The sequence below is a fragment of the Streptomyces sp. NPDC001530 genome, assembly GCF_042894545.1.
Taxonomy (GTDB): domain Bacteria; phylum Actinomycetota; class Actinomycetes; order Streptomycetales; family Streptomycetaceae; genus Streptomyces.
In genome coordinates, this window is sequence record NZ_JBIAVS010000006.1 from 413,809 (window position 1) to 437,979 (window position 24,171).

The following is a 24,171-nucleotide window of genomic DNA, read 5'->3' on the forward strand; positions in this document are numbered from 1 at the left end:
GCGGGGCGGAAGTTGGGCGCCCGCGCGTCGCTCGAGAAGTCCATCCGTATGGCCTGTGAGGCACCCCACAGGCGTTCGCCCGCATAGGTGTCGATCAGGCGTGGCACACTGGCCCTGTACCAGAAGCAGCGCACTCCGGGGTCGGTGAAATTCCGAACCGGCGGTTACAGTCCGCGACCCGGTCGCTTCCAGCGGCCGGTTGACCAGGTGAAATTCCTGGACCGACGGTTAAAGTCCGGATGGGAGGCAGTGCGCGGCGGGCGGGCATTCGTGCGCGCCGCCGTTTGATGCGACTCGTCCTGTGGGACGAGTCTTCTTTCGGCGTCGCTCCCGGTGTCGTCGTCCGCTTCATTCTGTCGTCATCGACAGGCCCCGGAGTCCGTGCCCCATGAGGCAGGAGGACCCGGGAAGTGTTCACCGGAATCGTCGAAGAGCTGGGTGAGGTCACCGCCGTCGAAATCCTCGACGACGCCTCCCGTTTCCGTCTGCGCGGCCCCGTCGTCACGCAGGGCGCGCAGCACGGCGACTCCATCGCCGTCAACGGCGTCTGTCTCACGGTGGTCGAGCACGAGGGCGACGAATTCACCGCCGACGTCATGGCGGAGACCCTGGACCGCTCCAGCCTCGGCGCTCTGGCCGTCGGCTCTCGCGTGAACCTGGAGCGCCCCATGGCCGTGGGCGAGCGCCTCGGCGGGCACATCGTGCAGGGACACGTCGACGGCACGGGCGCGGTCATCGAGCGCAAGCCGTCCGACAACTGGGAGATCGTCAAGATCTCGCTGCCCGCGGACCTCTCCCGTTATGTGGTCGAGAAGGGCTCCATCACCGTCGACGGCATCAGCCTGACCGTCGTCGACGCCGGCCCGGACTACTTCACCGTGAGCCTCATCCCGACCACCCTCTCGCTGACCACGCTCGGCCTCAAGCAGCCCGGCGACCCGGTCAACCTCGAAGTCGACGTCATCGCCAAGTACGTCGAGCGGCTGCTCGGTGACCGCGCCGCCGCCGAGGGGGCCGGGAAGTGAACTGGCTCAACTCCGAGGCCTTCGTCCTCTTCGACCAGCACATCAAATGGTCGGACATGATCGGCAACGTGATCGGTCTGATCGCCCTCGCCCTCGGCTGGCGGCGCTCCATATGGAGCTGGCCCGCACAGTTCCTGTCCGGCGTCGTCCTCTTCGCGGCCTTCGCGACGGCCCACCTGTCCGGCAGCGCCGGCAAGCAGGTCGTCGTCATGCTCGTCGCCGGGTACGGCTGGTGGCAGTGGAACCGCGGCAAGGGGCAGACGGAGGACGGCTCCATCGCCGTCCGCTTCGCCACCTGGCGCGAGCGCGGCTACATGATCGGCGCCGCGGCCGTCGGCACCCTCGTGGTCGCCGGCCTGTTCCTCGCGTACCCGTCCCTCTCCTGGGACCCGTGGCCGGACGCGTACATATTCGTCGGCACCATCGTCGCCATGTACGCCCAGGCGCGCGGCATGGTCGAGTTCTGGTTCGCCTGGCTGCTGGTCGACCTGGTGGGCGTGCCGCTCAACTTCGCCAACGGCTTCGCCTTCTCCGGTTTCGTCTACGTCCTGTACGGCGCGCTCGTCCTGTGGGGCCTGCGCGACTGGTGGCTGCGCTCCCGCAAGGCCGGGCAGCCCGTCCTGGAAGGAGCCCCGGCATGACAACCGCGCCGGTCTGGTACAGCACCGACAACATCGAGGACTTCGCGCTCGACCCGGTCGAGAAGGCCATCGCCGACATCGCGGCGGGCCGCCCGGTCGTGGTCGTCGACGACGAGGACCGGGAGAACGAGGGCGACCTCGTCATCGCCGCCGAGAAGGCGACCCCCGAGATCGTCGCCTTCATGATGAGCGAGTGCCGCGGGCTGATCTGCGCGCCCATGGAGGGCGACGAACTGGACCGGCTCCGGCTCCCCCAGATGGTCGACGACAACACCGAGTCGATGAAGACCGCGTTCACCGTGTCGGTGGACGCCTCCGCCGCTCACGGTGTGACCACCGGCATCTCGGCATCCGACCGCGCCACCACGCTTCAGCTCCTCGCGGACGGCACCGCCCAGGCGGACGACTTCGTGCGCCCCGGCCACATCTTCCCGCTGCGCGCCAAGCCCGGCGGCGTCCTCGTCCGCAACGGCCACACCGAGGCCGCTGTCGACCTCGCCCGCCTCGCCGGTCTGCGCCCGGCCGGCGCGATCGTTGAGATCGCGGGGGAGGACGGCCGGATGCTCCGGCTGCCCGAGCTCATCCCCTTCGCCCGCAAGCACGGCCTGACGATCATCTCCATCGAGGACCTGATCGCCTACCGCCGCACCGCGGAGCCGACCGTCCGCCGCGAGGCCGAGGTCAACCTGCCCACCGCCTTCGGCGAGTTCACGGCGTACGGCTACCGCTCCACCGTCGACGGCGTCGAGCACGTCGCCCTCGTGCACGGCGAGATCGGCGACGGCGAGGACGTTCTCGTCCGCGTCCACTCCGAATGCCTCACCGGCGACGTCTTCCACTCGCTGCGCTGCGACTGCGGCCCCCAGCTGCAGACGGCCATGGAGCGCATCCAGGCCGAGGGCCGCGGCATCGTGGTCTACCTGCGCGGGCACGAAGGCCGTGGCATCGGCCTCCTTTCCAAGCTGCGCGCGTACGAGCTCCAGGAGCGTGGGCGGGACACCCTCGACGCCAACCTGGAGCTGGGCCTGCCCGCCGACGCCCGGGACTACGGCGCGAGCGCGCAGATCCTGGAGGATCTCGGCGTCCGCAGCCTGCGGCTGATGACCAACAACCCCGACAAGACCGACGCGCTCGTCCGGCACGGCCTCAAGGTCGCCGGGCGGGAGCCGATGCCCGTACAGGCGGGCGAGCACAACCTCCGCTACCTGCGCACCAAGCGGGACCGGATGGGGCACGACCTGCCCTGGCTGGACACGGCCCCCGTGTCGGCCTGCGGCAACCAGTAAGAGACCAACGAGGAGAGACGTGAGCGGCAAGGGTGCACCGGAACTGTCCGTGAGCAATGTGGGTGACCTGCGGGTCGCCGTCATCGCGGCACAGTGGCACGAAAAGGTAATGGACGGTCTGGTGGACGGCGCCCTGCGCGCCCTGCACGACCTGGGGATCGACGAGCCGACCCTGCTCCGGGTCCCCGGCAGCTGGGAGCTCCCGGTCGTCGCCAAGGTGCTGGCCGGACGGGGCTACGACGCGATCGTCGCCCTCGGCGTCGTCATCCGCGGCGGCACCCCGCACTTCGAGTACGTGTGCCAGGGCGTCACCAACGGCCTCACCCAGGTCTCGATCGACACCGGCGTCCCCGTCGGCTTCGGCGTCCTCACCTGCGACACCGAGGAGCAGGCCCTGGACCGCGCGGGTCTGGAGGGCTCCAACGAGGACAAGGGGCACGAGGCGGTGACGGCGGCGGTGGCGACCGCGGCCACCCTCCGCTCAGTATCTGAACCGTGGCGCTAGGTCGGCCGGCACACGCGTAAAGTGGGCGCCACCATGTCCAATAAGACGTTCGAGGAGCTCTTCACCGAGCTCCAGCAGAAGGCCGCCCACGGCGATCCCGCCACTTCCCGCACCGCAGAGCTGGTCGGCAAGGGCGTCCATGCCATCGGCAAGAAGGTCGTCGAGGAGGCCGCCGAGGTCTGGATGGCCGCCGAGTACGAGGGCAAGGAGGCGGCCGCCGAGGAGATCTCGCAGCTGCTGTACCACGTCCAGGTGATGATGGTCGCCCGCGGGATCTCCCTCGACGACGTGTACGCCCACCTCTGATCCGCACCCGCACACATCCCCGTACGAAACGAACAAAGGAAGCCGACCTCATGCTGCGCATCGCCGTCCCCAACAAGGGTTCCCTGTCAGGCCCTGCGGCGGAGATGCTGCATGAGGCCGGCTACCAGCAGCGCCGGGAGTCCAAGGAGCTCAGGATCGTCGACCCGGAGAACGAGGTCGAGTTCTTCTACCTCCGCCCCCGCGACATCGCGATCTACGTCTCCTCCGGCCGCCTCGACATCGGCATCACCGGCCGCGACCTGCTCATCGACTCGGGTGCCAACGCGGAGGAGATCCTCCCGCTCGGCTTCGCCCGCTCGACCTTCCGCTTCGCCACCAAGCCGGGCACGGCGAACGGCGTCGAGGAGCTGAACGGCATGACGGTCGCCACCTCGTACGAGGGCATCGTCGCCAAGCACCTCGCCGACCACGGCGTCGACGCCTCCGTCGTGCACCTCGACGGTGCCGTCGAGACCGCCATCGAACTGGGCGTCGCCGAGGTCATCGCCGACGTCGTCGAGACCGGCACCTCGCTGCGCAACGCCGGCCTGGAGGTCTTCGGCGACCCCATCATGAAGTCCGAGGCCGTCGTCATCCGCCGCGTCGGAGCCGACACCGAAGAGCCCAAGGTGCAGCAGTTCCTGCGCCGCCTCCAGGGCGTCCTGGTGGCACGGACGTACGTGATGATGGACTACGACTGCCGCGCCGAGCACCTGGAGAAGGCCGTCGCCCTCACCCCGGGCCTGGAGTCGCCGACCATCTCGCCGCTGCACAACGAGGGCTGGGTCGCCGTGCGCGCCATGGTCCCCGCCAAGGAGGCCCAGCGGATCATGGACGACCTGTACGCGCTCGGCGCGCGGGCCATCCTGACCACGGCCATCCACGCCTGCCGGCTCTGACGGGACCGCCGGACATGTCAGACCTTCCCACCCTTCCCGTCACCTTCCGCCCGTCCCGCACTCGGGCCGTGCTGCTCACCGCGGGCGCCGCGATCTTCGTGGTCATCACGACGGTCGCGATGCTCCTGGAGCAGCTCGGCCCGGGGGAGCGGCTCAGCTTCGTCTTCACCGCGGCGCTGCTCTTCGGCGTACTCCTGCTGCTCTCCCGGCCCAAGGTCGTCGCCGACGAGAGGGGGGTCACCGTCGTCAACATCGCCAGCAAGCGGCATCTGGACTGGGCGGAGATCCTCCAGGTCAACCTGCGCCCGGGCGACCCCTGGGTGTTCCTCAACCTCAGCGACGGCACCAGCCTTCCCGCGCTCGGCATCCAGCCGGGCATCGCCAAGCAGCGCGCGATCGAGGACGCCCGCGCCCTGCGCGCGCTCGCCGAGGCCCGTTCCATCGCAGACTCCGAGAAACATGAGGGCTGACTCTCAGCCTTCCACCCTGCCCTGCGGGCCCATGTCTTGATTAATCTGTTGGCGGAGGCGTTTCGTTGCGCCTCCGCCTCTGATGTGCCCCCCGGTCCTCAGAGGCCCCCTGCTACCCGAGGAGTGACTCCCTCCAGCGATGGACGGATCGTCCTGTAGTACCTGCGCCGCCCCCTCCCGACATATCGAGGCGGCGGCATGACCATCCCCCTGTTGCTCCTTGGGGCAGCGTTCCTGCTGATTCTCGCCAACGGCTTCTTCGTCGCGGCGGAGTTCGGCCTCGTCACGGTCGAGCGCCCCGACGCCGAGAAGGCCGCGGCCGACGGCGACCGACGGGCCCGTACCGTCGTGAACTCGCTCAAGGAACTGTCCTTCCAGCTCTCCGGCACCCAGCTCGGCATCACCATCACCTCGCTCGTCGTCGGCATGCTCGCCGAACCGGCGCTCGCCGAGCTGCTGCACGGCCCGTTCAGCGCGATCGGTCTGCCCGAGGGCGCCGTGCCCGGCGTCGCCGTGGTGGTCGGCATGCTGCTCGCCTCGGCCGTGCAGATGGTCATCGGCGAACTCGTGCCCAAGAACTGGGCGGTGTCCAAGCCCCTGCAGGTCGCCCGCTTCGTCGCGGGCCCGCAGCACGTCTTCTCGCGGCTGTTCCGGCCCGTGATCGCCGCGCTCAACACGGTCGCCAACCGGCTCGTACGGGCCCTGGGCGTCGAACCCGCCGAGGAGCTGGCCTCCGCCCGCACCCCCGGGGAACTCGTCTCCCTGGCCCGGCACTCGGCGCAGGCCGGCGCGCTGGAGCAGGACACCGCGGATCTCTTCGTACGGACCCTCTCGCTCGCCGACCTGACCGCGCAGCACGTCATGACCCCGCGGGTGAAGGTCAGCGCGCTGCAGTCCTCGGCGACCGCCGAGGACGTCGTGAACCTCACACGCGCCACCGGCCTGTCGCGCTTCCCCGTCTACCGGGAGCGGATCGACGAAATCGTCGGCATGGTGCACCTCAAGGACGCCCTCGCGATCCCCTCGCAGGACCGGCTGCGCACCCCCGTCGGCCGGATCGCCCAGGCCCCGCTGCTCGTCCCGGAGACGCTGCCCGTGCAGCCCCTTCTCGAACAGTTGCGCAGCGAACAGCCGATCGCCGTCGTCGTCGACGAGTACGGCGGTACGGCGGGCGTCGTCACTCTGGAGGACATCGTCGAGGAGCTCGTCGGCGAGGTCCGCGACGAGCACGACGGCCATGACCTCCCCGAACTCGCCGCCGCGCCGCCCGAGGACGGGCGGCCCGCGTGGGACGCCGACGGCAGCTGCCGGGTCGACGTCCTGCAGCGCATAGGTCTCGACGTGCCCGAGGGCCCGTACGAGACCGTGGCCGGACTCGTCGCCGATCTCCTCGGCCGTATCCCGGCCCCCGGCGACAAGGCCGAACTCCCGGGCTGGCGGTTGTCGGTGCGCCAGGTCGGGCACTACCGCGCCGAGCGGGTCCGGCTGGTCAGGACCGCGGACGCGGCCCCCGCGGTGGAGGCCGTCCGATGAGCGTGCTCCAACTTCTGTTCGCCGCGCTGCTGGTGCTGGCCAACGGCTTCTTCGTCGGTGCCGAGTTCGCGCTCGTCTCCGTGCGGCGCAGTCAGATCGAACCGCTGGGGACCGCGCGGGCGCGGCAGGTCCTGTACGGCCTGGAGCGGCTGCCGCAGATGATGGCCGCGGCTCAATTCGGCATCACCGTCTGTTCGTTGACGCTCGGTGCGGTGGCCGAGCCCACCGTGGCCCACCTTCTGGAACCGGTCTTCGAGGCGATCCACCTGCCGGAGGGCCTCATCCACCCCCTCGGGTACGTCATCGCGCTCGCCTTCGTCGTCTTCCTCCACCTCGTCATCGGCGAGATGGTGCCGAAGAACCTGGCGATGGCGGCACCGGAGAAGACGGCTCTGTGGCTGAGCCCTGGACTGGTCGCCTTCGCGCGCCTGTGCAAGCCGGTGACGCTGGGGCTGGGTGCCTGCGCCCGCGTCATCCTCCGGCTCTTCCGTGTCGAACCCAAGGACGAGGTCGAGGCCGTCTTCACCAGCGAGCAGCTCAACCGACTGGTCGAGGACTCGGGCCAGGCCGGCCTGTTGGATCCGGAGGAGCAGGAGCGTCTGGAGGACGCCCTCGAACTGGGGTCCCGCCCGGTCACGGACGTCTTCCTGGACCGCGACTCCCTGGTGACGGTCGGTCCCTCGGTCACCCCGGGCCAGGTCGTCGCGCTCACCGCGCGCACCGGGTACTCCCGTTTTCCGGTGGTCGCCGAGAACGGTGCCTTCATGGGCTGCTATCTGCACGTGAAGGACGTACTCGACCTCGAAGACTCCGACCGTGCGGTTCCGCAGCAGATCTGGCGGCCCATGACCACCCTGCGGTCCGAACTGCCCCTGGACGACGCGCTCACGGTGATGCGCCGCGCCGCGACGCATCTCGCACAGGTCGCCGACGCCTCCGGCAAGGTGCTCGGCCTTGTGGCCCTCGAGGACGTCCTCGAACTCCTCGTCGGCGAGGTACGCGACCCGGCGCACCGTGAAACTCCACCCCTCCGCGTCTCGGAACCCCGCGCAAGCGCGGCACCCGAGGAGGCCCTGGCAAGCTGACCCGCACCTCCGCCCGGGGGCCGGGCGTGCGGGCGGGTGGGTTTTCTCGCCCCCTCCGCCCCTACCCTCCCCCCTGCTCGAGCGAAGCCGAGAGCTTGGGGGAGGGTAGGGGCGGAGGGGGCGAGAGAACGCCTGAGCGTCACATGGGCGACGGATCCTGGGGGCCCCGTCCGGACAGGACCTCCCCGTACGCCTGCATCAGGTCCGGCAGTCGCAGGGTGGACAAGTCGTCGCGGGACAGGCTGCCCGGGTAGCCCGAGAGACGGAGGTCGCGGTACGCGCAGCTCTTCTCGTACAGCGTGCGCAGGAAGCGGCCGTTGCCGAGTTCGTCGATCCAGCCCTGGTCGACGACGTGGCCGGCGATCGAGCGCAGCTCGTCCAACGCCTCCTCGTCCCAGATGTCGCCGTTCTCGGCGGCGAGGACCTCGCCGATGGAGGTGAGTTCGAGGGGACGGTAGGAGGGGAAGTCGACCCGGGTGGTGAAGCGGGAGGAGAGGCCGGGGTTGGCGGCCAGGAGGCGGTCCATGCCCTCGGGGTAGCCGGCGAGGATGACGACGAGGTGGTCGCGGTTGTCCTCGGCCCGCTTCAGGAGCACCTGCAGGGCCTCGTCGCCGTATGCGTCGCCCTTGCCGTATCCGGAGTTGGAGAGCGCATACGCCTCGTCCACGAAGAGGACGCCACCGATCGCCGAGTCGATCAGCTCGTTGGCCTTGACGGCCGTCTGGCCGAGGTATTCGCCGACCAGGTCCGCCCGCTGCGCCTCCACCAGATGGTCGCCGCCGAGCAGCCCGAGCGCGTAGAAGACCCGGCCGAGGATGCGGGCCACGGTGGTCTTGCCGGTGCCGGAGGGGCCGGAGAAGACGAAGTGCCGCTTCGGCGGCTGGACCGGGAGACCCTGCCCGGCACGCAGCCTCGCCATGTTCAACTGGGCCGACAGCGCCTTGACTTGGCGCTTCACGGGCTCCAGGCCCACCATGCGCTCCAGCTCGGCGAGCGCCTCTTCGAGTAAGGCGGGGTCGGTCGGCCCGGCGGGCAGCGGCTGCACCGGCACCACGGCCTTCTCGCGCACCGCGTCGGTCTCGGGAGGCAGCGCCCCCGGCACCGAGAGGTCGGGCTCCGAGAGCTTCAGGTCCCGCCCCTCGGCGCCGAACAGCGGATCCACCCCGTCCGGGCCCTCCATCACGTCCTGCCCGACCCCGGCGAGCGTGATCGCCGCGAGGTCGGCGGCGGCATCGTCGTACCCGTCGCCCTCGGAGATCGCCGCGAGCCGTGCCGAGGTGTCCATGAAGGAGGGGTCGACCCGGTGCACCGCCCGGTACAGCGGCAGTGCCGCGGCGGAGCGGCCGGTGCCCTCGTGCGCCCGCGCCAGCCAGTAGCGCAGCTCCTTGCGCTGCGGCTGCTCGCTGCGACAGCGCATCAGCGCGGAGGAGAGCAGCGGCTCCGCCTGGCCGTACATCTCCAGGCGGACCCGGGCCATCCCGCCGAAGAGCCCGGCCTCTATGCCCAGCATGGGATCGTCGATCAGCGGATCGGTGTGCCGGACCAGCTGCTCCCAGTCCTTGACCAGATAGGCGCGGCACGCGTGCAGGAACCGCACCTGGGGGTCCGCGTCGACGGGCGGCAGACCCGCGAGCGCCCGGTCCAGCTCGGGGACATGGCGACCGTCCAGCCAGTGCGAGGCGTGTGCGAGGAGCAGGTCGCGCGGGCTCTCCAGCACCGGCTGCACCCACCAGCCCAGCCAGTACCAGGAGTTGAGGGTGCGCCGGTGCCGGGCGCGCTGTTCGCCGAAGCGGTCCCGGTGCCGGAACATCCGCAGCAGCGCGGTCGTCGTGTCGATGCGCAGCGCGTGCAGTCCGAGCCAGCCGTCCGCCATGCCCGGGTCCATCCGGACCGCGGTGCGGAACTCCTCCTCCGCCTGCGGATAGGCGCCCATCGTGTAGGCGTCCACACCTCGCAACCAGGCGAGGTCGGCCGGGGCCTCGGGGCCCTGCGTGCCGAAGTCCATCACGTCCCCCACAAACCGTGCCCCCGATGGTCAGGGGATGTCTGTTGGATCAGGCACCCCCTCGCCGCCGGGCCGGTGCCCGTCGGCAGCTCTCGTCGAACCGCTGTGCCGCGGACGGGAGTTGCACCGGTGCGCAGAGCAGCCGTCCGAAGGTCGCACCGAGAGGCATCGTACCTGCGGTACATGGGTGGGCCGAAGGGTGCCGCACACCCCGTTCCACGAGGTGGGAGCAGATGGGGCGCACTTCGCACGGTGACCGAGGGTGAGCGAATCACGGCGCGCAGCGCCCGGAAAGGGGGGTGTGGGCAGAACGAAGCCCCCGATCACGGGGGAACAACCGGGGGCTTCGCGACTGCGGGCGGCTTCGAGAAACCGCATATTGAGAACGTAAGTCCTGTACGGCCCCCCGGTCAAGCCGAGTTGAAGCACTACGAGAACTTCTCATGCAAGGGTCTTCACGAGTTCAGCACATTGCGGATGGTCCGTCACCGTGAGTGACGGCCGGGTCCGGTCCTGGGGTCTCAATAGGCCCCGGCAGCACCTCGTACCCCTCAGGACTCTGTCGCACCAGAAGGTCGGCGAAAGGTCTTGAGGGGTCCTTGGCGAAGTGTTGGTGCTCCGCGCTGACCCATCCGGCCCAGAACTCGCGCTGCGCCTCCCCGTCCCGCAGCTGCCCACGCGTCCAGGCCTCGTCGTGCGGCAACTCCATCCACAGCAGTCGCGCGAGGAACGGGCGCAGTGTGCGGCGGCCCGCGCCGACGCCCTCCAGGAGGATCACGGGTGCGGGTGGCAGCTCATGCGCGGGCCCGAAGCTCCGGGCGATCCAGTCGTAGGGGGTGTAGCGCGCCGTCTCGCCGCGGCGCAGCGGCTCGACCACCTGGCGCAGCAGCCGCTCCGTCCAGGCGAAGAGTTCCTCGTGCGTCGCGATGTCGTCGAGGTGCAGCACGGGCGCGTCGTCCAGTGCCGCCGCCAACTGCCCGGCGAATGTGGTCTTTCCGGAGCCCGCGTGCCCGTCGACGCCGATCAGGCGGACGGGGCCGCAGGAGGGCGGCAGTCGGCGCAGGTGTGAGGCGAGGTCGTGAATGGGGCTTCCCGGGGTGCGGTGAGATGTCGGCATATTCCTGAGGAACATTCTATGCGGGTGGCGTTCACAGCGGATCCATGGGTGCCGAATAGTGTCGTATTGAACTAGTGATTGAACAATCCTCAAGAACTGCTTTCGCCCCTTCCATATGCCGTGGGCGACATGGAACCAGGTATTTCGGAAACGCCGTTCCGGTTCCCCTTGATGCTGAGTAGGGTGCCTGGTGCGCGACTGCGAAGCGTCATACGGGGATGGACAGGGGAAGATGGCCGCGGGGTTATTCGAGGGGCAGTATGTGTGGCATCCGGCAGCCGACGACCGCAGACTCGCCGGCGTCTGCGTGGATGTCCGGGCCGGCCGCTATCTGAGCGCCCATGAAGCCCTGGCGGAGACGCGCGGGGACTTCGGTTTACGGGCCCACCGCTCCCTGGTCCTGGCTTCCGAGGCCGCCGACTCCGACCTCGCCGAACGCTGGCTGGCCGAGGAGCCGGACCCCGAGGCCGCGCTGTTGTGGGCGCGCGTGGCGGTGCTGCGGGCGCTGCGCGCGGCCGACGCCAAGGACGACCGGGCCGAGGCCCTGGAGCGCATCGCGCTGACCGCGTGCGACCGGGCCGCGACGATGGCCCCCGCCGATCCCACGCCCTGGGTCGCCAAACTGGCCATGGCCCGGCTGCACGACCTGCGCGACCCCGCCCCGCACGGCCTGCTCACACAGCCGCCCGGACCCTGGCAGCTGTTCTCGCACATCCTCCGCCTCGACCCCTGGAACCGTGAGGGCCACCACCGCTTCCTGGCGTTCTTCTTCACCCGGTACGGCGGTTCGGTGAACGCCGCCTGGGACGTCGCCGCCTTCCTGAGCCAGCGCGCCCCGGCCTCCTCGCCGCTGCGGCTGCTTCCACTGGTGGCCCTGGTGGAGAGCTACAACCCCTCGCAGCTCCTCGTCGACCGCACCTGGGAGCAGCCCCAGTGGCGCTCCACGGCGCTCGCGATCTACCAGAACTGGCTTCCGCAGGTGCCGGGTTACCGGTTCACTCCGGTGCTCGACCTGGCGTATCTGGCGCACGCCCTGTTCATGGCCCAGCGCGAGTTCGAGGCGCGCGCGGTCTTCATGGCCATGGGGCCGTACGCCTGCCGTATGCCCTGGAGCGTGTTCGGCGACCCCGAGGAGCAGCTCTCCCGCGCCCGCCGCTCCTGCGGCCTGCCCGTGCCGGGAGCCGCCTGACCCCGCGTGCGGTCGCCCCCCAAGCCTTCCGGCCAACCCCCCAGAGAAAGGTCAGTTGTGTCAGAACGGATATCGGCCCCCCGCGCGAGAGGTCGCGGCGGCGAGGATTCCGCCGCGCTCGACGACGACGCGACACTTCATGCGATGGGATATCCGCGAAAGCTCACGCGCCGATTCCAGGCGTTCGACAATTTCGCGATCTCCTTCACCATTATCAACATCATCTCGGGAATTTTCTCATCCTTCGGATTCGGCATGAATGCCGGTGGTCCGCGCATTCTCGTCTTCGGCTGGATCGGCGTCTCCGTCATGGTGCTGTTCATCGGCGCCGCCATGGCGGAGGTCGCCTCCGCGTATCCGACCAGTGGGGCGCTCTATTTCTCCGCCGGAAAGCTCGCCAAGCGCCACAAGGGTGCCTGGTCCTGGTACACGGGCTGGCTGAATTTCGTGGGTCAGGTGGGTGGTACGGCCGCCACCGGGTACGCGGCCGCCACCTTCATCCAGGCCTTCATCGCCCTGCAGTGGCAGTCGTACGAGCCGACGGCCCAGCAGACGGTCCTGATCACGGCGCTGATCATCGTGCTCCAGGGTCTGGCCAATACCTACACCGTGCAGCTGGTCGCCCTGCTCAACCGGATCTCCGTGTGGTGGCTGCTGATCGGGCTGTTGGTGATCGTGAGCACACTGATCGTGATGCCCGACGATCACCAGTCGGCCTCGTTCGTCACGCATTTCGTGAACAACACCGGTTTCACGAACGGCCTTTACGGAGGGATGCTCGGCCTGCTGGTCACCAGTTGGACCTTCACGGGCTTCGACGGCAGCTTCCACATGTCCGAGGAAACGGTGCGGGCCACGGTCAACGCGCCCAAGGGGATCACGCGGGCGATCGGCTATTCGGCGATCACCGGACTGATCCTCATGCTCGCCCTTGTGTACAGCATTCATGATTATGACCAGGTGGCGAGCTCGTCTGCGCCGCCGGTGCAGATTCTCATCGATGGGCTTGGCATGGGCACGGCAAAAGCCATCCTGTTGATCGTGATCGGGGCCATGCTCTTCTGCGGCCTGGCCAACCTCACCAGCAACACCCGGCAGATCTTCGCCTTCTCCCGGGACGGCGCGATGCCGGGCTCCCGCTGGTGGCACTCGGTCTCGCCGCGCACCCGTACGCCCGTCAAGGCCGTGTGGCTGGCGGTTGCCTGCTCGCTGGCACTGGTCGTGCCCGGCTGGTGGTCGCACACGGCCTTCACCGCCATCGTCAGTGTCAACGTCGTCGGGCTCTTCCTCGCCTACGCCGTGCCGATCTTCCTGCGGCTGCGGCTCGGCGACGAGTTCCAGCCCGGCCCGTGGCACCTGGGGCGCTGGAGCAAGGCTGTCGGCTGGGTTGCCGTGATCTGGATCCTCGCCAGCAGCGTGCTGTTCATGCTGCCGCAGGTCTCACCGATCACCGGCGACACGTTCAACTACGCGTCGATCGCCCTGGCCGTGGTGCTGATCGTCGCCACGGTCTGGTGGTTCGCCACCGCGCGCCGCCGCTTCCAGGGACCGGTCAGCTACGGACGGCCCGACGAGGTCGCGGCGATGGACCTCATCTGACTCACCCCGCCTCGGCCCCGGTGATGGCACTGCCGTCCGCCGGGGCCGAGGCGTCCCAGGTCATGCCAGTGGTCCCGACCAATATTGGTGGGTGCGACGCGGGCCGAAGTGCTGGCAGAAGTCGGCGTCAGGCGTCCATAGTTGGCGCACCACAGTTTGCGCAGAGCCGTGCATTGGGCCCGCCCGTTCCGGACACCTGGGGGTCTTCCACCCATGAGCAGAGCCGAACAGCCGTCCCGCAGAACCGTCCTGGCCGCCGCGGTCGCCGCGGCAGCGGTGGGAGCCGCGGGCCCGTCGGCCGCCGCCGCACCGGCCCGCGCCACGAGGGCCGCCACGCAGGCGCCGGGCAGTCTCGTGGACAACCGCGCCTGGACCTCGTACACCGACTGGCGTAGCGGTGCCGCCAAGGGTACGCGGGCCGTGCCGGGTATCCGTCCCGGCATCGTGATCGCCGCCCCGGCCGGCACCACCGATTACACGGACCCGCACACCGGCAAGACCGCCACCTGGGAGTACGCCACCTGGACCTCCCCGGTCCACAAGCTCGCCGTCCCCTCCACCGAGGCCATCGCCTCCTGGAACGCGCACACCCCGGCGGGCACCTGGCTCCAGGTCGAGCTGACGGGCACGTACTCCGACGGCACGGACACTCCCTGGTATGTGATGGGCCGTTGGGCGGCCGGCGACCAGGACATCAAGCGGACCTCCGTGGACGACCAGAGCGACGGCAAGAGCAGCATCTGGACGGACACCTTCTCCATCGACGACGCCGCCTCGGGTCTGCGCCTGGTCTCGTACCGGCTGCGGCTGACCCTCTACCGCACCCCGGGCACCAGGATCACCCCCACGGTGTGGCGACTCGGTGCGATGGGCTCCGACATCCCCGACCGCTTCACCGTCCCCGCGTCCACGCCCGGCCTCGCCCAGGAACTGAGCGTCCCGCGCTACTCGCAGGAGATCCACGCGGGCCAGTACCCCGAGTACGACAACGGCGGCGAGGCCTGGTGCAGCCCCACCTCCTCGCAGATGATCATCGAGTACTGGGGCCGCAAGCCGACCGCGGAGCAACTGGCCTGGGTCAACCCGGACTACGCCGACCCGCAGGTGTGCCACGCGGCCCGCTTCACGTACGACTACCAGTACGCCGGCTGCGGCAACTGGCCCTTCAACTCCGCCTACGCGGCCACGTACAAGGACCTCCAGGGCGTGGTGACCCGCCTCGGCTCGCTCACCGATCTGGAGACGCTGATCGCCGCCGGTATCCCGGCCATAACGTCCCAGTCGTTCCTCAAGTCCGAGCTGACGGGGGCGGGTTACGGTACCTCCGGCCACCTCATGACCGTCATCGGCTTCACCGCTGACGGCGATGTGATCGCCAATGACCCGGCGTCGCCCAGCGACGACGCGGTGCGCCGCGTCTACAAGCGGCGCGAATGGGAAAATATTTGGCTCCGTACGAAGCGGTACAACGCCTCCGGGAAGGTCGTCTCCGGTACCGGCGGCGTCTGTTATCTGTACTTCCCGGCGCAGCCCTCGGCGCGGCAGTGCAAGGCACTCGCGGCGGTGGGCATCCGATGAGCCGAGGGGCGGCCCCCACACGGTGAGGGGCCGCCCCCGCGTACTCAGCTCTGGACCGGATTGACCACCCAGTCCGGGTGGTTCGGCATCGGCGGGGTCGCCGCGCCGTACAGCCACGGATGCAGGAAGCCGTCGAGGTCCTCGCCCGCGACCTTCGACGCCAGGTCGATGTAGTCCTGCGTGCCAGCGATCTTTCCGCGGTACTTGGTGACCCAGGCGCGCTCGATCTTCCCGAACGTCTCCTGGCCGACCTTCTCGCGCAGCGCGTACAGGACGAGCGCCGAGCCGTCGTAGCGCATGCGCTTGAAGAGGTTGGGCTCGGTGGGCTCGGCCGGGGCGCCGTAGTCGTGGCGCCACTGGTCGTGGTTCGCGTACGCCGTCTTCATGGTGTCCTCGAAGCTCACGCCCCCGTGCGCCTGCGAGTACAGCCGCTCGTAGAAACGGGCGTGGCCCTCGCTCAGCCACAGGTCGGACCAGCTCTTGATGCCGACGCTGTCACCGGTCCACTGGTGGGTCAGCTCGTGCACCAGGTTCCGCTCGGCGCTGACCTGGTCGCCGAGCAGATCGGCCTTGGGGATCAGGGAGAGCGTCTGCGTCTCCAGGGCCACGCCCAGGTCGGTGTCGCCGACGAGGACGCCGTACCGGTTGAAGGGGTACGGGCCGAGCCGCTCCTCCAGCCAGGCGATGTGGTCGGCGGTGAGCTTGCGGTACTGCTCGGTCGGCGCGACCAGGTCGTCCGGGACCACGTCGCGGATCGGCAGCCCGTGCGGGCCGGTGCCGTCGACAAAGGTGAACCTGCCGATCGCCAGCTGTGCGAGCTGCGTCGCCAGCGGCTGTTCGGAGTCGTACGTCCACCTCACGCGCCCGTCGGCCTGCTCGGTGCGGTCGGTGAGCTCGCCGTTGGCGACGGCTGTGAGGCCCGGCGGCGTGGTGATGCGGAAGGTGATCGGCGCGCGCCGGCTCGGGTGGTCGTTGGACGGGAAGATCATCTTGGCGCCGTTGGGCTGCGGGTAGAGCACCGTGCCGTCGGGCGTGGGGATCCAGCCGTAGTCCTCGATGGCGTCGTCGCGGTGGCGTAGCTGGGTCGGGTCGGCGGTGTAGGTGACCTTGACGGTGAAGTCCTTGCCCTGGGCGAGGGGCTTGGCCGGGGTGATCACCAGCTCGTCGCCGTCGCGTTCGGCGGCGGCCGTCTTCCCGTTGACGGTCACCGTGTGCAGGGTGTTCCCGGCGAAGTCCAGGTCGAAGCGGGACAGGGCCTGGGTGGCGGTCGCCTTGATCGTCGCGGTGGCCTCGAAGGGCGTCTTCGGCGCCTGCCAGTCGAAGTCGAGGAGGTAGCGGCCGACCGTGTATCCGCCGTTGCCGTCGAGCGGGAAGATCGGGTCGCCGAGGCCTGCCGCACCCAGGGACGGGGCGCCGGCCGCGGCTTGTGGTGATGTGGAGGAAGCGGCTTGCGAGACCGGACCCGTTAAGGCGGCCGCCACGGTGATCGCCGCCGCCAGGGCCGGGCGAGCTCTGCGGCGAGGCGTCCGGAACGTGCTCATCAGGGACCTTTCGGTTGACTGACCACTGTCGTGTGATGAGACGCACAGTCCCCTCGCATCGTTGTGGAATCCCGAGGCGTTCGAGGCGCGTCGAAATGTTCGACCCCTTGGGCGTGACCGAGGTCTCTACCGCTGAAACCCACTTCGGTGGCAAGGTGGTCGGGTCGGTGGGGAGCCGACGGGAGGTGGGGGGATCCACCGCACCACTACGTCAGCGAGATGCCATGACCGCGACCTCCGCCACCGCCACCCGTCTCCGTGCCCGCACCGGAGGCCCCAAGGACGACGGCCCCAAGATCCTTGAGCACATCGCGGGCTGGACCTTCGTCGTGGTCCTGGCCATGCTCGTCACGCAGCTCGGCCTGCTGTGAGTTTCTGAGGTCCCCCGCTGTGAATTGAGCGCTTCCGCTGTGAGCTGAGCTGTCGGAAGACGGTCCTCCAGAAGGCGTCGCCCTGCCGGTCGAAGCAGTCGATCGGAGTCGAACAAGCAGGTGGCGTCTCTCTGCCATACTGCCGGTGTCCCGCTGGCAGTTGGAGACCAGGGCCGAAATTGAATCATAGTCAACAGCGCGGCGTCGACCGCCCACGGGCGCGCGGCACCGACCGCTCACTGGCGCGCCGCGCCGAACTCATCGCCATCGGACGGAAGTTGTTCGCCGACACGTCGTACGACGCGCTGTCGATGGACGACATCGCACGGCAGGCACACGTTGCCAAAGGGCTGATCTACTACTACTTCAAGTCCAAGCGCGGCTATTACCTCGCCATCGTCGAGGACTCGGTCGCGGACCTGATCTCCCGGGCGGCCGGCGGCCTCGAACTGCCCCCGGTGGAGCGGGTGCACCGCACCATCGACGGCTATCTGCGCTACGCCGAGCACCATCAGGCCGCGTACCGCACGATCATCACCGGCGGAGTCGGTTTCGACACCGAAGTGCAGGCCATACGGGAGGGCGTGCGCGAGGCCATCGTCGAGACCATCGCCGAAGGCGCGTACGGCAGGCGCAAGATCGCGCCGCTGCCCCGGATGGCGCTGCTCGGCTGGCTCTACAGCGTGGAGGGCGCCACCCTCGACTGGATCGGCCACCAGACGCTGCCGCGCGACACCATGCGCGAGCTGCTGGTGAAGATGCTGGGCGGCGCCCTGCGCGCTGTAGAGGAGCTCGACCCCTCCTACCTGGCCCCGCCGGACGCCCGCCGCGACGCATGAACGAGGGGCGGGGGTCCTCCGACCCCCGCCCCAAGTCCCGTATCAAAAGGGCTCGTTGATCGACCCGATCAGCTCATCGACAGAGCTAGTGGATCGACTTGATCAGCTCGCCGTTCGAGGTGTCGCCGCTCAGCTCCCAGAAGAAGGTGCCGCCGAGTCCCTGCGCGTTCTTGTAGTTCATCTTGCGCGCGATGGTGGACGGAGTGTCGTAACTCCACCAGTTGTTCCCGCACTTGGCGTATGCGGTGCCGCCGACCGTGCCGGTCGCCGGGCACTTCGTCTTGAGCACCTTGTAGTCGTCGATGCCCTGCTCGTACGTGCCTGCCGCCGGGCCGGTCGCCGTGCCGCCCGGCGCCGCCTGGGTGACCCCGGTCCAGCCGCGCCCGTAGAAGCCGATGCCGAGCAGCAGCTTCGAGGCCGGGATGCCGAGACCCTTGAGCTTCGCGATCGTCGCGGAGGTGTGGTAACCGGCCTTCGGGATACCGGTGTAGGAGTTCAGCGGCGAGTGCGGGGCCGTCGGTCCCGTGGCGTCCCAGGCGCCGAAGAAGTCGTACGTCATCGGGTTGTACCAGTTGACGTACGGGGCTGCTCCCGCGTAGTCCGCCGCGTCGATCTTGCCGCCGGCGGTGGCATCCGCGGTGATCGCCGCGGTGACCAGGTTGCCGCCGCCGAACTTCGCCCGCAGCGCCGCCATCAGGTTCTTGAACGCCGCCTTGCCGCTGGTGTCACAGGTGTTGCCGCAGGCGTTGGGGTACTCCCAGTCGATGTCGATGCCGTCGAAGACGTCCGCCCACTTGGAGTTCTCGACCAGGTCGTAGCAGGACTGGGCGAACGCGGCCGGGTTCCTGGCGGCCTCGCCGAATCCGCTCGACCAGGTCCAACCGCCGAAGGACCAGAGGACCTTGAGGCCCGGGTGCTTCTTCTTCAGCTTGCGCAGCTGGTTGAAGTTGCCGCGCAGCGGCTGGTCCCAGGTGTCGGCGACACCGTCCACGGACTGGCCGGCCGTGTACGCCTTGTCGGTCGCCGCGTACGCGTCGCCCATGGCGCACTTGCCGCCGGTGACATTGCCGAAGGCGTAGTTGATGTGGGTCAGCTTGGCGGCCGAGCCGGAGGTCTCGATGTTCTTGACGTGGTAGTTCCGGTCGTAGACGCCCCATTCGGTGAAGTAGCCGACGACCTTGGAACCGGCCGCGGCGGTGTGGGGCGTGCCGGACTTCGTGGTGCCGGTGTCCGTGGTGGCGGTCGCCGTGCCGGCGCCGGCCAGGAGTCCTGCGCCGAGGACGGCGCAACAGGCGGCGGACAGGAGCGCCCGGAAGGAGGCGCGGGGGCGGTGCGGTCTGATCATCGGGTGTCTCCTCGTGGGGAGAGGGGAACGCGCGCCGATTGGCATGAACGCGATAGGCGTGAGGGGAACCCTAGGAGGACTAGACCAGTGCGTCAATGGTTCGGACCAATTTCCCTTTCTTTTAGTAAGCGGTCGTTAACTGGTGACGCGGTGCCTCCGATCGGGCATACTCACAGCGCCAGAGCCGCTGATCAGCAGGTTCCGTAACCCGGACCGGGAGTATCGGCTCGGCCAAGTGAGACCCGGCGGAGCGACCCCCACGACGGGCCCGTCCGCCAGTGCCCGAGAGGGAGGAGAGCGTCGCCATGCCCGACCGCGCCCCGCAGCCGGTGGACCGTCAACTGCCCACGGACGAGGCCCGGGATCTGATCTCGCTCGTCCGCGACATCGCGCAGCGTGAGATCGCCCCGAAGGCGGCCGAGGAGGAGGACGCCGGTCACTTCCCGCGCGACGTCTTCAGGCTGCTGTCCGAGTCGGGGCTGCTCGGGCTGCCGTACGACTCCGAGCACGGAGGCGGAGACCAGCCGTACGAGGTCTACCTCCAGGTCCTCGAAGAGCTCGCCGCGGCCCGCCTCACCGTCGGCCTCGGCGTGAGCGTGCACTCCCTCGCCTGCCACGCCCTCGCGAACTACGGCACCAAGGAACAGCAGGTCGAGCACCTGCCCGCGATGCTCGGCGGCGGCCTCCTCGGCGCGTACTGCCTCTCCGAGCCGTCCTCCGGTTCGGACGCCGCCTCGCTGCGGACCAAGGCCGTGCGGGAGGGCGACGACTGGGTGATCACCGGCACGAAGGCCTGGATCACGCACGGCGGCATCGCCGACTTCTACACCGTGCTCGCGCGCAGCGGCGGCGAGGGCCCGCGCGGCATCACGGCCTTCCTGGTGCCCGGCGATGCCGAGGGGCTGAGCGCCGCGCAGCCCGAGAAGAAGATGGGCATGAAGGGCTCGCCCACCGCCCAGGTCCACTTCGACGGGGTGCGGATCTCCGACGACCGGCGCATCGGCGACGAGGGCCAGGGCTTCGCGATCGCCCTGTCCGCGCTCGACTCCGGGCGGCTCGGCATCGCGGCCTGCGCCATCGGCGTCGCCCAGGCGGCCCTCGACGAGGCAGTGGCGTACGCCAGCGGCCGACAGCAGTTCGGGCGGCCGATCTCGGACTTCCAGGGACTGCGCTTCATGCTCGCGGACATGGCCACGCAGATCGAGGCGGGCCGGGCGCTCTACCTGGCCGCGGCACGGCTGCGCGACGCGGGCCGGCCCTTCTCCAAGCAGGCCGCCATGGCCAAGCTGCTGTGCACGGACACCGCGATGAAGGTCACCACGGACGCCGTCCAGGTGCTCGGCGGGTACGGCTACACCGCCGACTTCCCGGTCGAGCGCTTCATGCGCGAGGCCAAGGTCCTCCAGATCGTCGAGGGCACCAATCAGATCCAGCGGATGGTCATCGCTCGTCACCTCGCGGGTCCCGACTCGCGCTGAACCGCCCCTCGCTCCGCGGGTCCCAGCTCGCGGCGAACTGTCCGTACCCGTAAATGAGCGACGGCGCCGCCAGTCGGGCCCACTCCGGGTCGTGGCGCCCCGGCAGCGTACGTCCGCGATCGGCCCAGGTGCGCATCAGGGCACGGTAGATAGGCGGATCCTGGGCCGGCACAGGCCCCTGCTGAACCGATTCCGCCGGAGCGGGAACGAGGATCCAGCGCCGACGCGCGGTCGCGGAAGGTGAGGGGGTCATACCAGGGCAACGCGCGGGCGGGCGGGCAGGTCACCCGCCCGCCCATTCGGGCGTGAGTTCGTGATGGGCCCGTACGGGGGGCTCCGTCCGAGGCGCGGTATCTGGTCCCCGGCGACTATCTGACGTACCGTCAACTGCGCCGCCGGGGGCCGCACCCCTCCGGGTGACGTCAGCTGCCGTGCGCCCTGGGAGGCCCGCCGTGCCCGACGACCGCCCCGTTGCCCTCGACGAGTACCCCGTACACCAGGTGCCCCTGTCCATGAAGCATGTCACGACCGGCGACCGCAACGCCTACGACCGGTGCATCTTCCACGTCCTCGACCACCAGGGCCGGGCACTGCTGATCCTGGGCCTCGGCGTCTATCCGAACGCCGGAGTGATCGACGCGTACACCACCCTGCGCCTCGGTGACCGCCTGCATGCCGTACGGGCGTCGGACGCGCTCGGCGACGACCGGATGAACCTCGCCGTGGGACCGCTGCGGATCACCGTCGAGGAGCCGCTGCGCCGCCTGCGCCTCCAGTCGGGCGACGCGTCCCTGTCGTACGACATCACCTGGACCGCCGACTTCCCGGCCCTCTGGGAACCGCACCACATCCAGCGCCGCGGCGGCCGGCTCACCCTGGAAGGACGCCGCTTCGTACAGGCGGGCGGCGTCGAAGGGATCATCCGCGTCGACGGTGACGAGATACCGGTCTCGGCGGACGGCTGGACCGGCACCCGCGACCGCAGCTGGGGTGTGCGCCCGATCCCGGGGGAGGAGGGCGGCCGGCTCGCGGACGACCACCCGACCGAGGGGTTCCACTGGCTCTGGTGCCCGGTCCGCTTCGACGACCGGTTCCTGATGGTCATCATCCAGGAGGACGCCGACGGATACCGCACCCTCAACGACGCGACGCTCGTACGCCAGGGGGAACGCGACCGCCAACTCGGCTGGCCACAGGCCGACATCACCTATCGCTCCGGCACCCGGCACCCCACCTCGGCCGTCATCCACCTCACGGATCCCGCGGACCGCAAACCCAGGGAACTGGGCGTGGAGGTGCTGACCTCCTCGCCGCTCGCGGTCGGCGCGGGCTATCCGCCCGCCGACGACTGGCAGCACGGCACGTGGCGCGGCCGGGACTGGACCGACCGGCGCGCCTACGACCTCTCCGACCCGGCCGCGCACCCCCTCGCCGCGTACGGGGTGATCGACCACGCCGCCCGCTTCGCGCTCGACGGGCAGGTCGGTTACGGGATCTTCGAGCACGGCTCGTTCGGCCGCCACGATCCGAGCGGCTTCACCGGATTCGACTCGGTCGCGCCCTGAATCTCGGTCGCGCCCTGAATGGAGGTGTGAGATGGCCGCGGCACCGCGCCCCCGTACGACCACACGTGATCCCGAGGAGCTGGCACACCGGCTGACGGCCTGGCTCGCCACGCGCCTGCCCGGCGCCACGGCGGTGAACGTGACCGTCCCCGAGTCCAACGGCATGTCCAGCGAGACCCTGCTCTTCGAGATCGAGCACCCCGAACCGCCGCTGCGTGCCTGTGCGTTGAGGCTCGCGGCGGACCCGGCGGCGTACACCGTCTTCCCCGTCTACGACATGCCGCGTCAGTACCGCACGATGCGCCTCGTCGCCGAGCGCACCGATCTGCCGGTGCCGCGGGTGCTGTGGCTGGAGGAGGACCCCGGGCCGCTCGGGGCACCGTTCTTCGTCATGGAGAGGATCGAGGGGCGCGTGCCCCCGGACGTCATGCCCTATACGTACGAGGGGAATTGGCTGCACGCGGCGAGCGACGAGGAGCGCGAGCGACTGGAGGCGGCCTCGATCGGACTCCTCGCGCGGCTGCACGACCAAGTCCCTTCGACAGAAGCCGACTTCCTAGCAACGCCCGGTGAGGGCAGCCCGTTGCGCCGTCATGTCGCCGCCCAACGTGCCTACTACACATGGGTGGTTGACGGACTGTCGCGCTCGCCCCTCATCGAGAGCGCCTTCGACCGGCTCGACCAACTGTGGCCGCGCGACGAGGGCGAGGCGGTGCTCAGCTGGGGCGACGCGCGCATCGGCAACGTCATCTACGACGGCTTCGAACCCGCCGCCGTCCTCGACTGGGAGATGGCGGCGCAGGCCCCGCGCGAGGTCGACCTCGGCTGGACCGTCTATCTGCACCGCTTCTTCCAGGACCTCACCGTGAGCTTCGGTCAGAGCGGACTGCCCGACTTCCTGCGCCGCGACCGTGTGGAGCGGCGCTACGCCCAACTCACCGGCCACACACCGCGGGACATGGACTTCTACACGCTGTACGCCGCCCTGCGGCACGCGATCGTGATGCTTCGTGTCGCCTACCGCCAGGCGCACTTCGGCGAGGTCGCCGTACCCCCGGACCCGGACACACTGATCCTGCACCACGGCAGCCTGCGAGCCATGGTGCAGGGCAGCTACTGGGATGGACCGGGCGTCGGTCGCTGAACGCGAGGACCGGTCAGGCGGCCTGGCGCCGCATCTCGGGGGCCCGCATCGGGCGCGAGCCCGGGCCGCCGACGTGCGAGAACGGCTGCGTCCGCCAGTCGAGGCCCTGAGGGAGCGTCAACAGGAGGGCGGTGTCCTGCTCTTGGAGCTCCGCGGACTCGTCCGCGGCCCGTGCGTCGGCCGCCGCGCGGCCCGTGCCGGAGCAGACCGTGAGCCCGAACGGGTTCCATGGCGAGGCGCACAGCGCGTGCTCCGGCAAGACCTCCTCGTCCGCCAGCAACGCGATGGGCTGCGCGCAGTCCGGGCAGATGACCCGGTACATCTCGAAGGTGTCGTACGCGTCGAACTCCTCGCCGTCGGCGGCGTCGGGTTCGACGCCCTCCGGCTCGGGCTCGAGAACGGGCTGCTGCCGCTTGGACGCGGTACGACCAGGGCGCTTAAGACTCTGCATGGGTTTCTCCCCCTCGGGTGGGCCGACCAGGCGCTGCGGCCTCGACCACAGCAAGCACTTCCCGTCCGGTCTCTGCGGTAATCACGAGAACATCACGCACCCGGTTGCGGCACTGTGTCGTTCGTCACATGCCGCCCGCAGGTGCCCGGCGTGGTGGATTTGTCCCCCGGACGGCTCACAGGCGACTCTCTGCCACATC

Annotated in this window: 22 protein-coding genes and 1 riboswitch; of the genes, 17 read left to right on the plus strand and 5 right to left on the minus strand. The window is 69.6% G+C overall.

Annotation, left to right across the window (positions count from 1 at the left end; translation table 11 throughout):
* Window positions 1-126: 126 nt before the first annotated feature.
* A riboswitch (FMN riboswitch) is annotated at window positions 127-257 on the plus strand.
* A gap of 153 nt (window positions 258-410) precedes the next feature.
* From ACFY0T_RS14775 to ACFY0T_RS14815, 9 genes are all read left to right on the plus strand, one after another.
* Window positions 411-1,025, plus strand: a complete 615-nt coding sequence (locus ACFY0T_RS14775; protein ID WP_388869194.1) for a riboflavin synthase — start codon at window positions 411-413, stop codon at window positions 1,023-1,025.
* A complete protein-coding gene (locus ACFY0T_RS14780; RefSeq protein WP_388869197.1) occupies window positions 1,022-1,666 on the plus strand; it encodes a nicotinamide riboside transporter PnuC in 645 nt (214 codons plus the stop codon). Before ACFY0T_RS14775 ends, ACFY0T_RS14780 begins: the two co-directional genes overlap by 4 nt.
* Window positions 1,663-2,952, plus strand: a complete 1,290-nt coding sequence (locus ACFY0T_RS14785) for a bifunctional 3,4-dihydroxy-2-butanone-4-phosphate synthase/GTP cyclohydrolase II (RefSeq protein ID WP_388869200.1) — start codon at window positions 1,663-1,665, stop codon at window positions 2,950-2,952. The genes ACFY0T_RS14780 and ACFY0T_RS14785 overlap by 4 nt, the downstream gene beginning before the upstream one ends.
* 19 nt (window positions 2,953-2,971) lie before the next feature.
* Complete coding sequence (gene ribH, locus ACFY0T_RS14790; RefSeq protein ID WP_388869203.1) at window positions 2,972-3,457, plus strand: 6,7-dimethyl-8-ribityllumazine synthase; 486 nt, start codon at window positions 2,972-2,974, stop codon at window positions 3,455-3,457.
* 33 nt (window positions 3,458-3,490) lie between these two features.
* A complete protein-coding gene (locus ACFY0T_RS14795; RefSeq protein ID WP_266530748.1) occupies window positions 3,491-3,763 on the plus strand; it encodes a phosphoribosyl-ATP diphosphatase in 273 nt (90 codons plus the stop codon).
* A gap of 50 nt (window positions 3,764-3,813) precedes the next feature.
* Window positions 3,814-4,662 (plus strand): ATP phosphoribosyltransferase, encoded by an 849-nt coding sequence (gene hisG, locus ACFY0T_RS14800; RefSeq protein ID WP_388869206.1) that lies wholly within the window; start codon window positions 3,814-3,816, stop codon window positions 4,660-4,662.
* Window positions 4,663-4,676: 14 nt separating this feature from the next.
* On the plus strand, window positions 4,677-5,132 hold the full coding sequence (locus ACFY0T_RS14805) for a PH domain-containing protein (RefSeq protein WP_388869209.1): 456 nt from the start codon (window positions 4,677-4,679) through the stop codon (window positions 5,130-5,132).
* Window positions 5,133-5,330: 198 nt separating this feature from the next.
* The gene (locus tag ACFY0T_RS14810) at window positions 5,331-6,665 is read left to right on the plus strand and encodes a hemolysin family protein (protein WP_388869211.1); all 1,335 of its coding nucleotides are present in this window, start codon (window positions 5,331-5,333) and stop codon (window positions 6,663-6,665) included.
* Entirely contained in the window at window positions 6,662-7,750 is a 1,089-nt protein-coding gene (locus tag ACFY0T_RS14815) for a hemolysin family protein (RefSeq protein WP_388869214.1), read from the plus strand. Before ACFY0T_RS14810 ends, ACFY0T_RS14815 begins: the two co-directional genes overlap by 4 nt.
* Before the next feature lie 139 nt (window positions 7,751-7,889).
* On the opposite strand, the gene ACFY0T_RS14820 is transcribed toward ACFY0T_RS14815, so the two are convergent.
* Entirely contained in the window at window positions 7,890-9,755 is a 1,866-nt protein-coding gene (locus ACFY0T_RS14820; RefSeq protein WP_388869216.1) for an AAA family ATPase, read from the minus strand.
* Window positions 9,756-10,218: 463 nt separating this feature from the next.
* Complete coding sequence (locus ACFY0T_RS14825) at window positions 10,219-10,872, minus strand: uridine kinase (protein WP_388869218.1); 654 nt, start codon at window positions 10,870-10,872, stop codon at window positions 10,219-10,221.
* Between the two features lie 232 nt (window positions 10,873-11,104).
* Between ACFY0T_RS14825 and ACFY0T_RS14830 the strand changes: the two genes are divergently transcribed.
* The 3 genes from ACFY0T_RS14830 (at window position 11,105) to ACFY0T_RS14840 (ending at window position 15,238) form a co-directional block, all read left to right on the plus strand.
* A complete protein-coding gene (locus ACFY0T_RS14830; RefSeq protein ID WP_388869221.1) occupies window positions 11,105-12,061 on the plus strand; it encodes a hypothetical protein in 957 nt (318 codons plus the stop codon).
* A 57-nt stretch (window positions 12,062-12,118) separates the two neighbouring features.
* Window positions 12,119-13,660, plus strand: a complete 1,542-nt coding sequence (locus ACFY0T_RS14835) for an amino acid permease (RefSeq protein ID WP_388869420.1) — start codon at window positions 12,119-12,121, stop codon at window positions 13,658-13,660.
* A gap of 213 nt (window positions 13,661-13,873) precedes the next feature.
* Entirely contained in the window at window positions 13,874-15,238 is a 1,365-nt protein-coding gene (locus ACFY0T_RS14840) for a peptidase C39 family protein (protein WP_388869225.1), read from the plus strand.
* A 44-nt stretch (window positions 15,239-15,282) separates the two neighbouring features.
* Here ACFY0T_RS14840 and ACFY0T_RS14845 read toward each other — a convergent pair whose 3' ends face one another.
* Window positions 15,283-16,779, minus strand: coding sequence for a M1 family metallopeptidase (locus ACFY0T_RS14845; RefSeq protein WP_388869229.1), 1,497 nt, complete (start codon window positions 16,777-16,779; stop codon window positions 15,283-15,285).
* A gap of 224 nt (window positions 16,780-17,003) precedes the next feature.
* Here ACFY0T_RS14845 and ACFY0T_RS14850 point away from each other — a divergent pair, with 224 nt between their 5' ends.
* Together ACFY0T_RS14850 and ACFY0T_RS14855 are read left to right on the plus strand one after the other, a co-directional pair.
* Window positions 17,004-17,150, plus strand: coding sequence for an SCO1431 family membrane protein (locus ACFY0T_RS14850; RefSeq protein ID WP_388869232.1), 147 nt, complete (start codon window positions 17,004-17,006; stop codon window positions 17,148-17,150).
* A gap of 179 nt (window positions 17,151-17,329) precedes the next feature.
* The gene (locus ACFY0T_RS14855) at window positions 17,330-17,989 is read left to right on the plus strand and encodes a TetR/AcrR family transcriptional regulator (protein ID WP_388869235.1); all 660 of its coding nucleotides are present in this window, start codon (window positions 17,330-17,332) and stop codon (window positions 17,987-17,989) included.
* Between the two features lie 85 nt (window positions 17,990-18,074).
* Here ACFY0T_RS14855 and ACFY0T_RS14860 read toward each other — a convergent pair whose 3' ends face one another.
* Window positions 18,075-19,334: a glycoside hydrolase family 18 protein gene (locus tag ACFY0T_RS14860; protein WP_388869238.1), complete on the minus strand. Its 1,260-nt coding sequence runs from the start codon at window positions 19,332-19,334 to the stop codon at window positions 18,075-18,077.
* Between the two features lie 305 nt (window positions 19,335-19,639).
* On the opposite strand from ACFY0T_RS14860, the gene ACFY0T_RS14865 reads away from it, so the two are divergent.
* The 3 genes from ACFY0T_RS14865 (at window position 19,640) to ACFY0T_RS14875 (ending at window position 23,521) form a co-directional block, all read left to right on the plus strand.
* Window positions 19,640-20,812 (plus strand): acyl-CoA dehydrogenase family protein, encoded by a 1,173-nt coding sequence (locus ACFY0T_RS14865; protein WP_388869241.1) that lies wholly within the window; start codon window positions 19,640-19,642, stop codon window positions 20,810-20,812.
* 452 nt (window positions 20,813-21,264) lie between these two features.
* Window positions 21,265-22,377: a hypothetical protein gene (locus ACFY0T_RS14870; RefSeq protein WP_388869244.1), complete on the plus strand. Its 1,113-nt coding sequence runs from the start codon at window positions 21,265-21,267 to the stop codon at window positions 22,375-22,377.
* Between the two features lie 31 nt (window positions 22,378-22,408).
* Complete coding sequence (locus ACFY0T_RS14875) at window positions 22,409-23,521, plus strand: phosphotransferase family protein (RefSeq protein ID WP_388869246.1); 1,113 nt, start codon at window positions 22,409-22,411, stop codon at window positions 23,519-23,521.
* A 13-nt stretch (window positions 23,522-23,534) separates the two neighbouring features.
* Here ACFY0T_RS14875 and ACFY0T_RS14880 read toward each other — a convergent pair whose 3' ends face one another.
* Window positions 23,535-23,972, minus strand: a complete 438-nt coding sequence (locus ACFY0T_RS14880) for a hypothetical protein (RefSeq protein WP_388869249.1) — start codon at window positions 23,970-23,972, stop codon at window positions 23,535-23,537.
* Window positions 23,973-24,171: the final 199 nt, after the last annotated feature.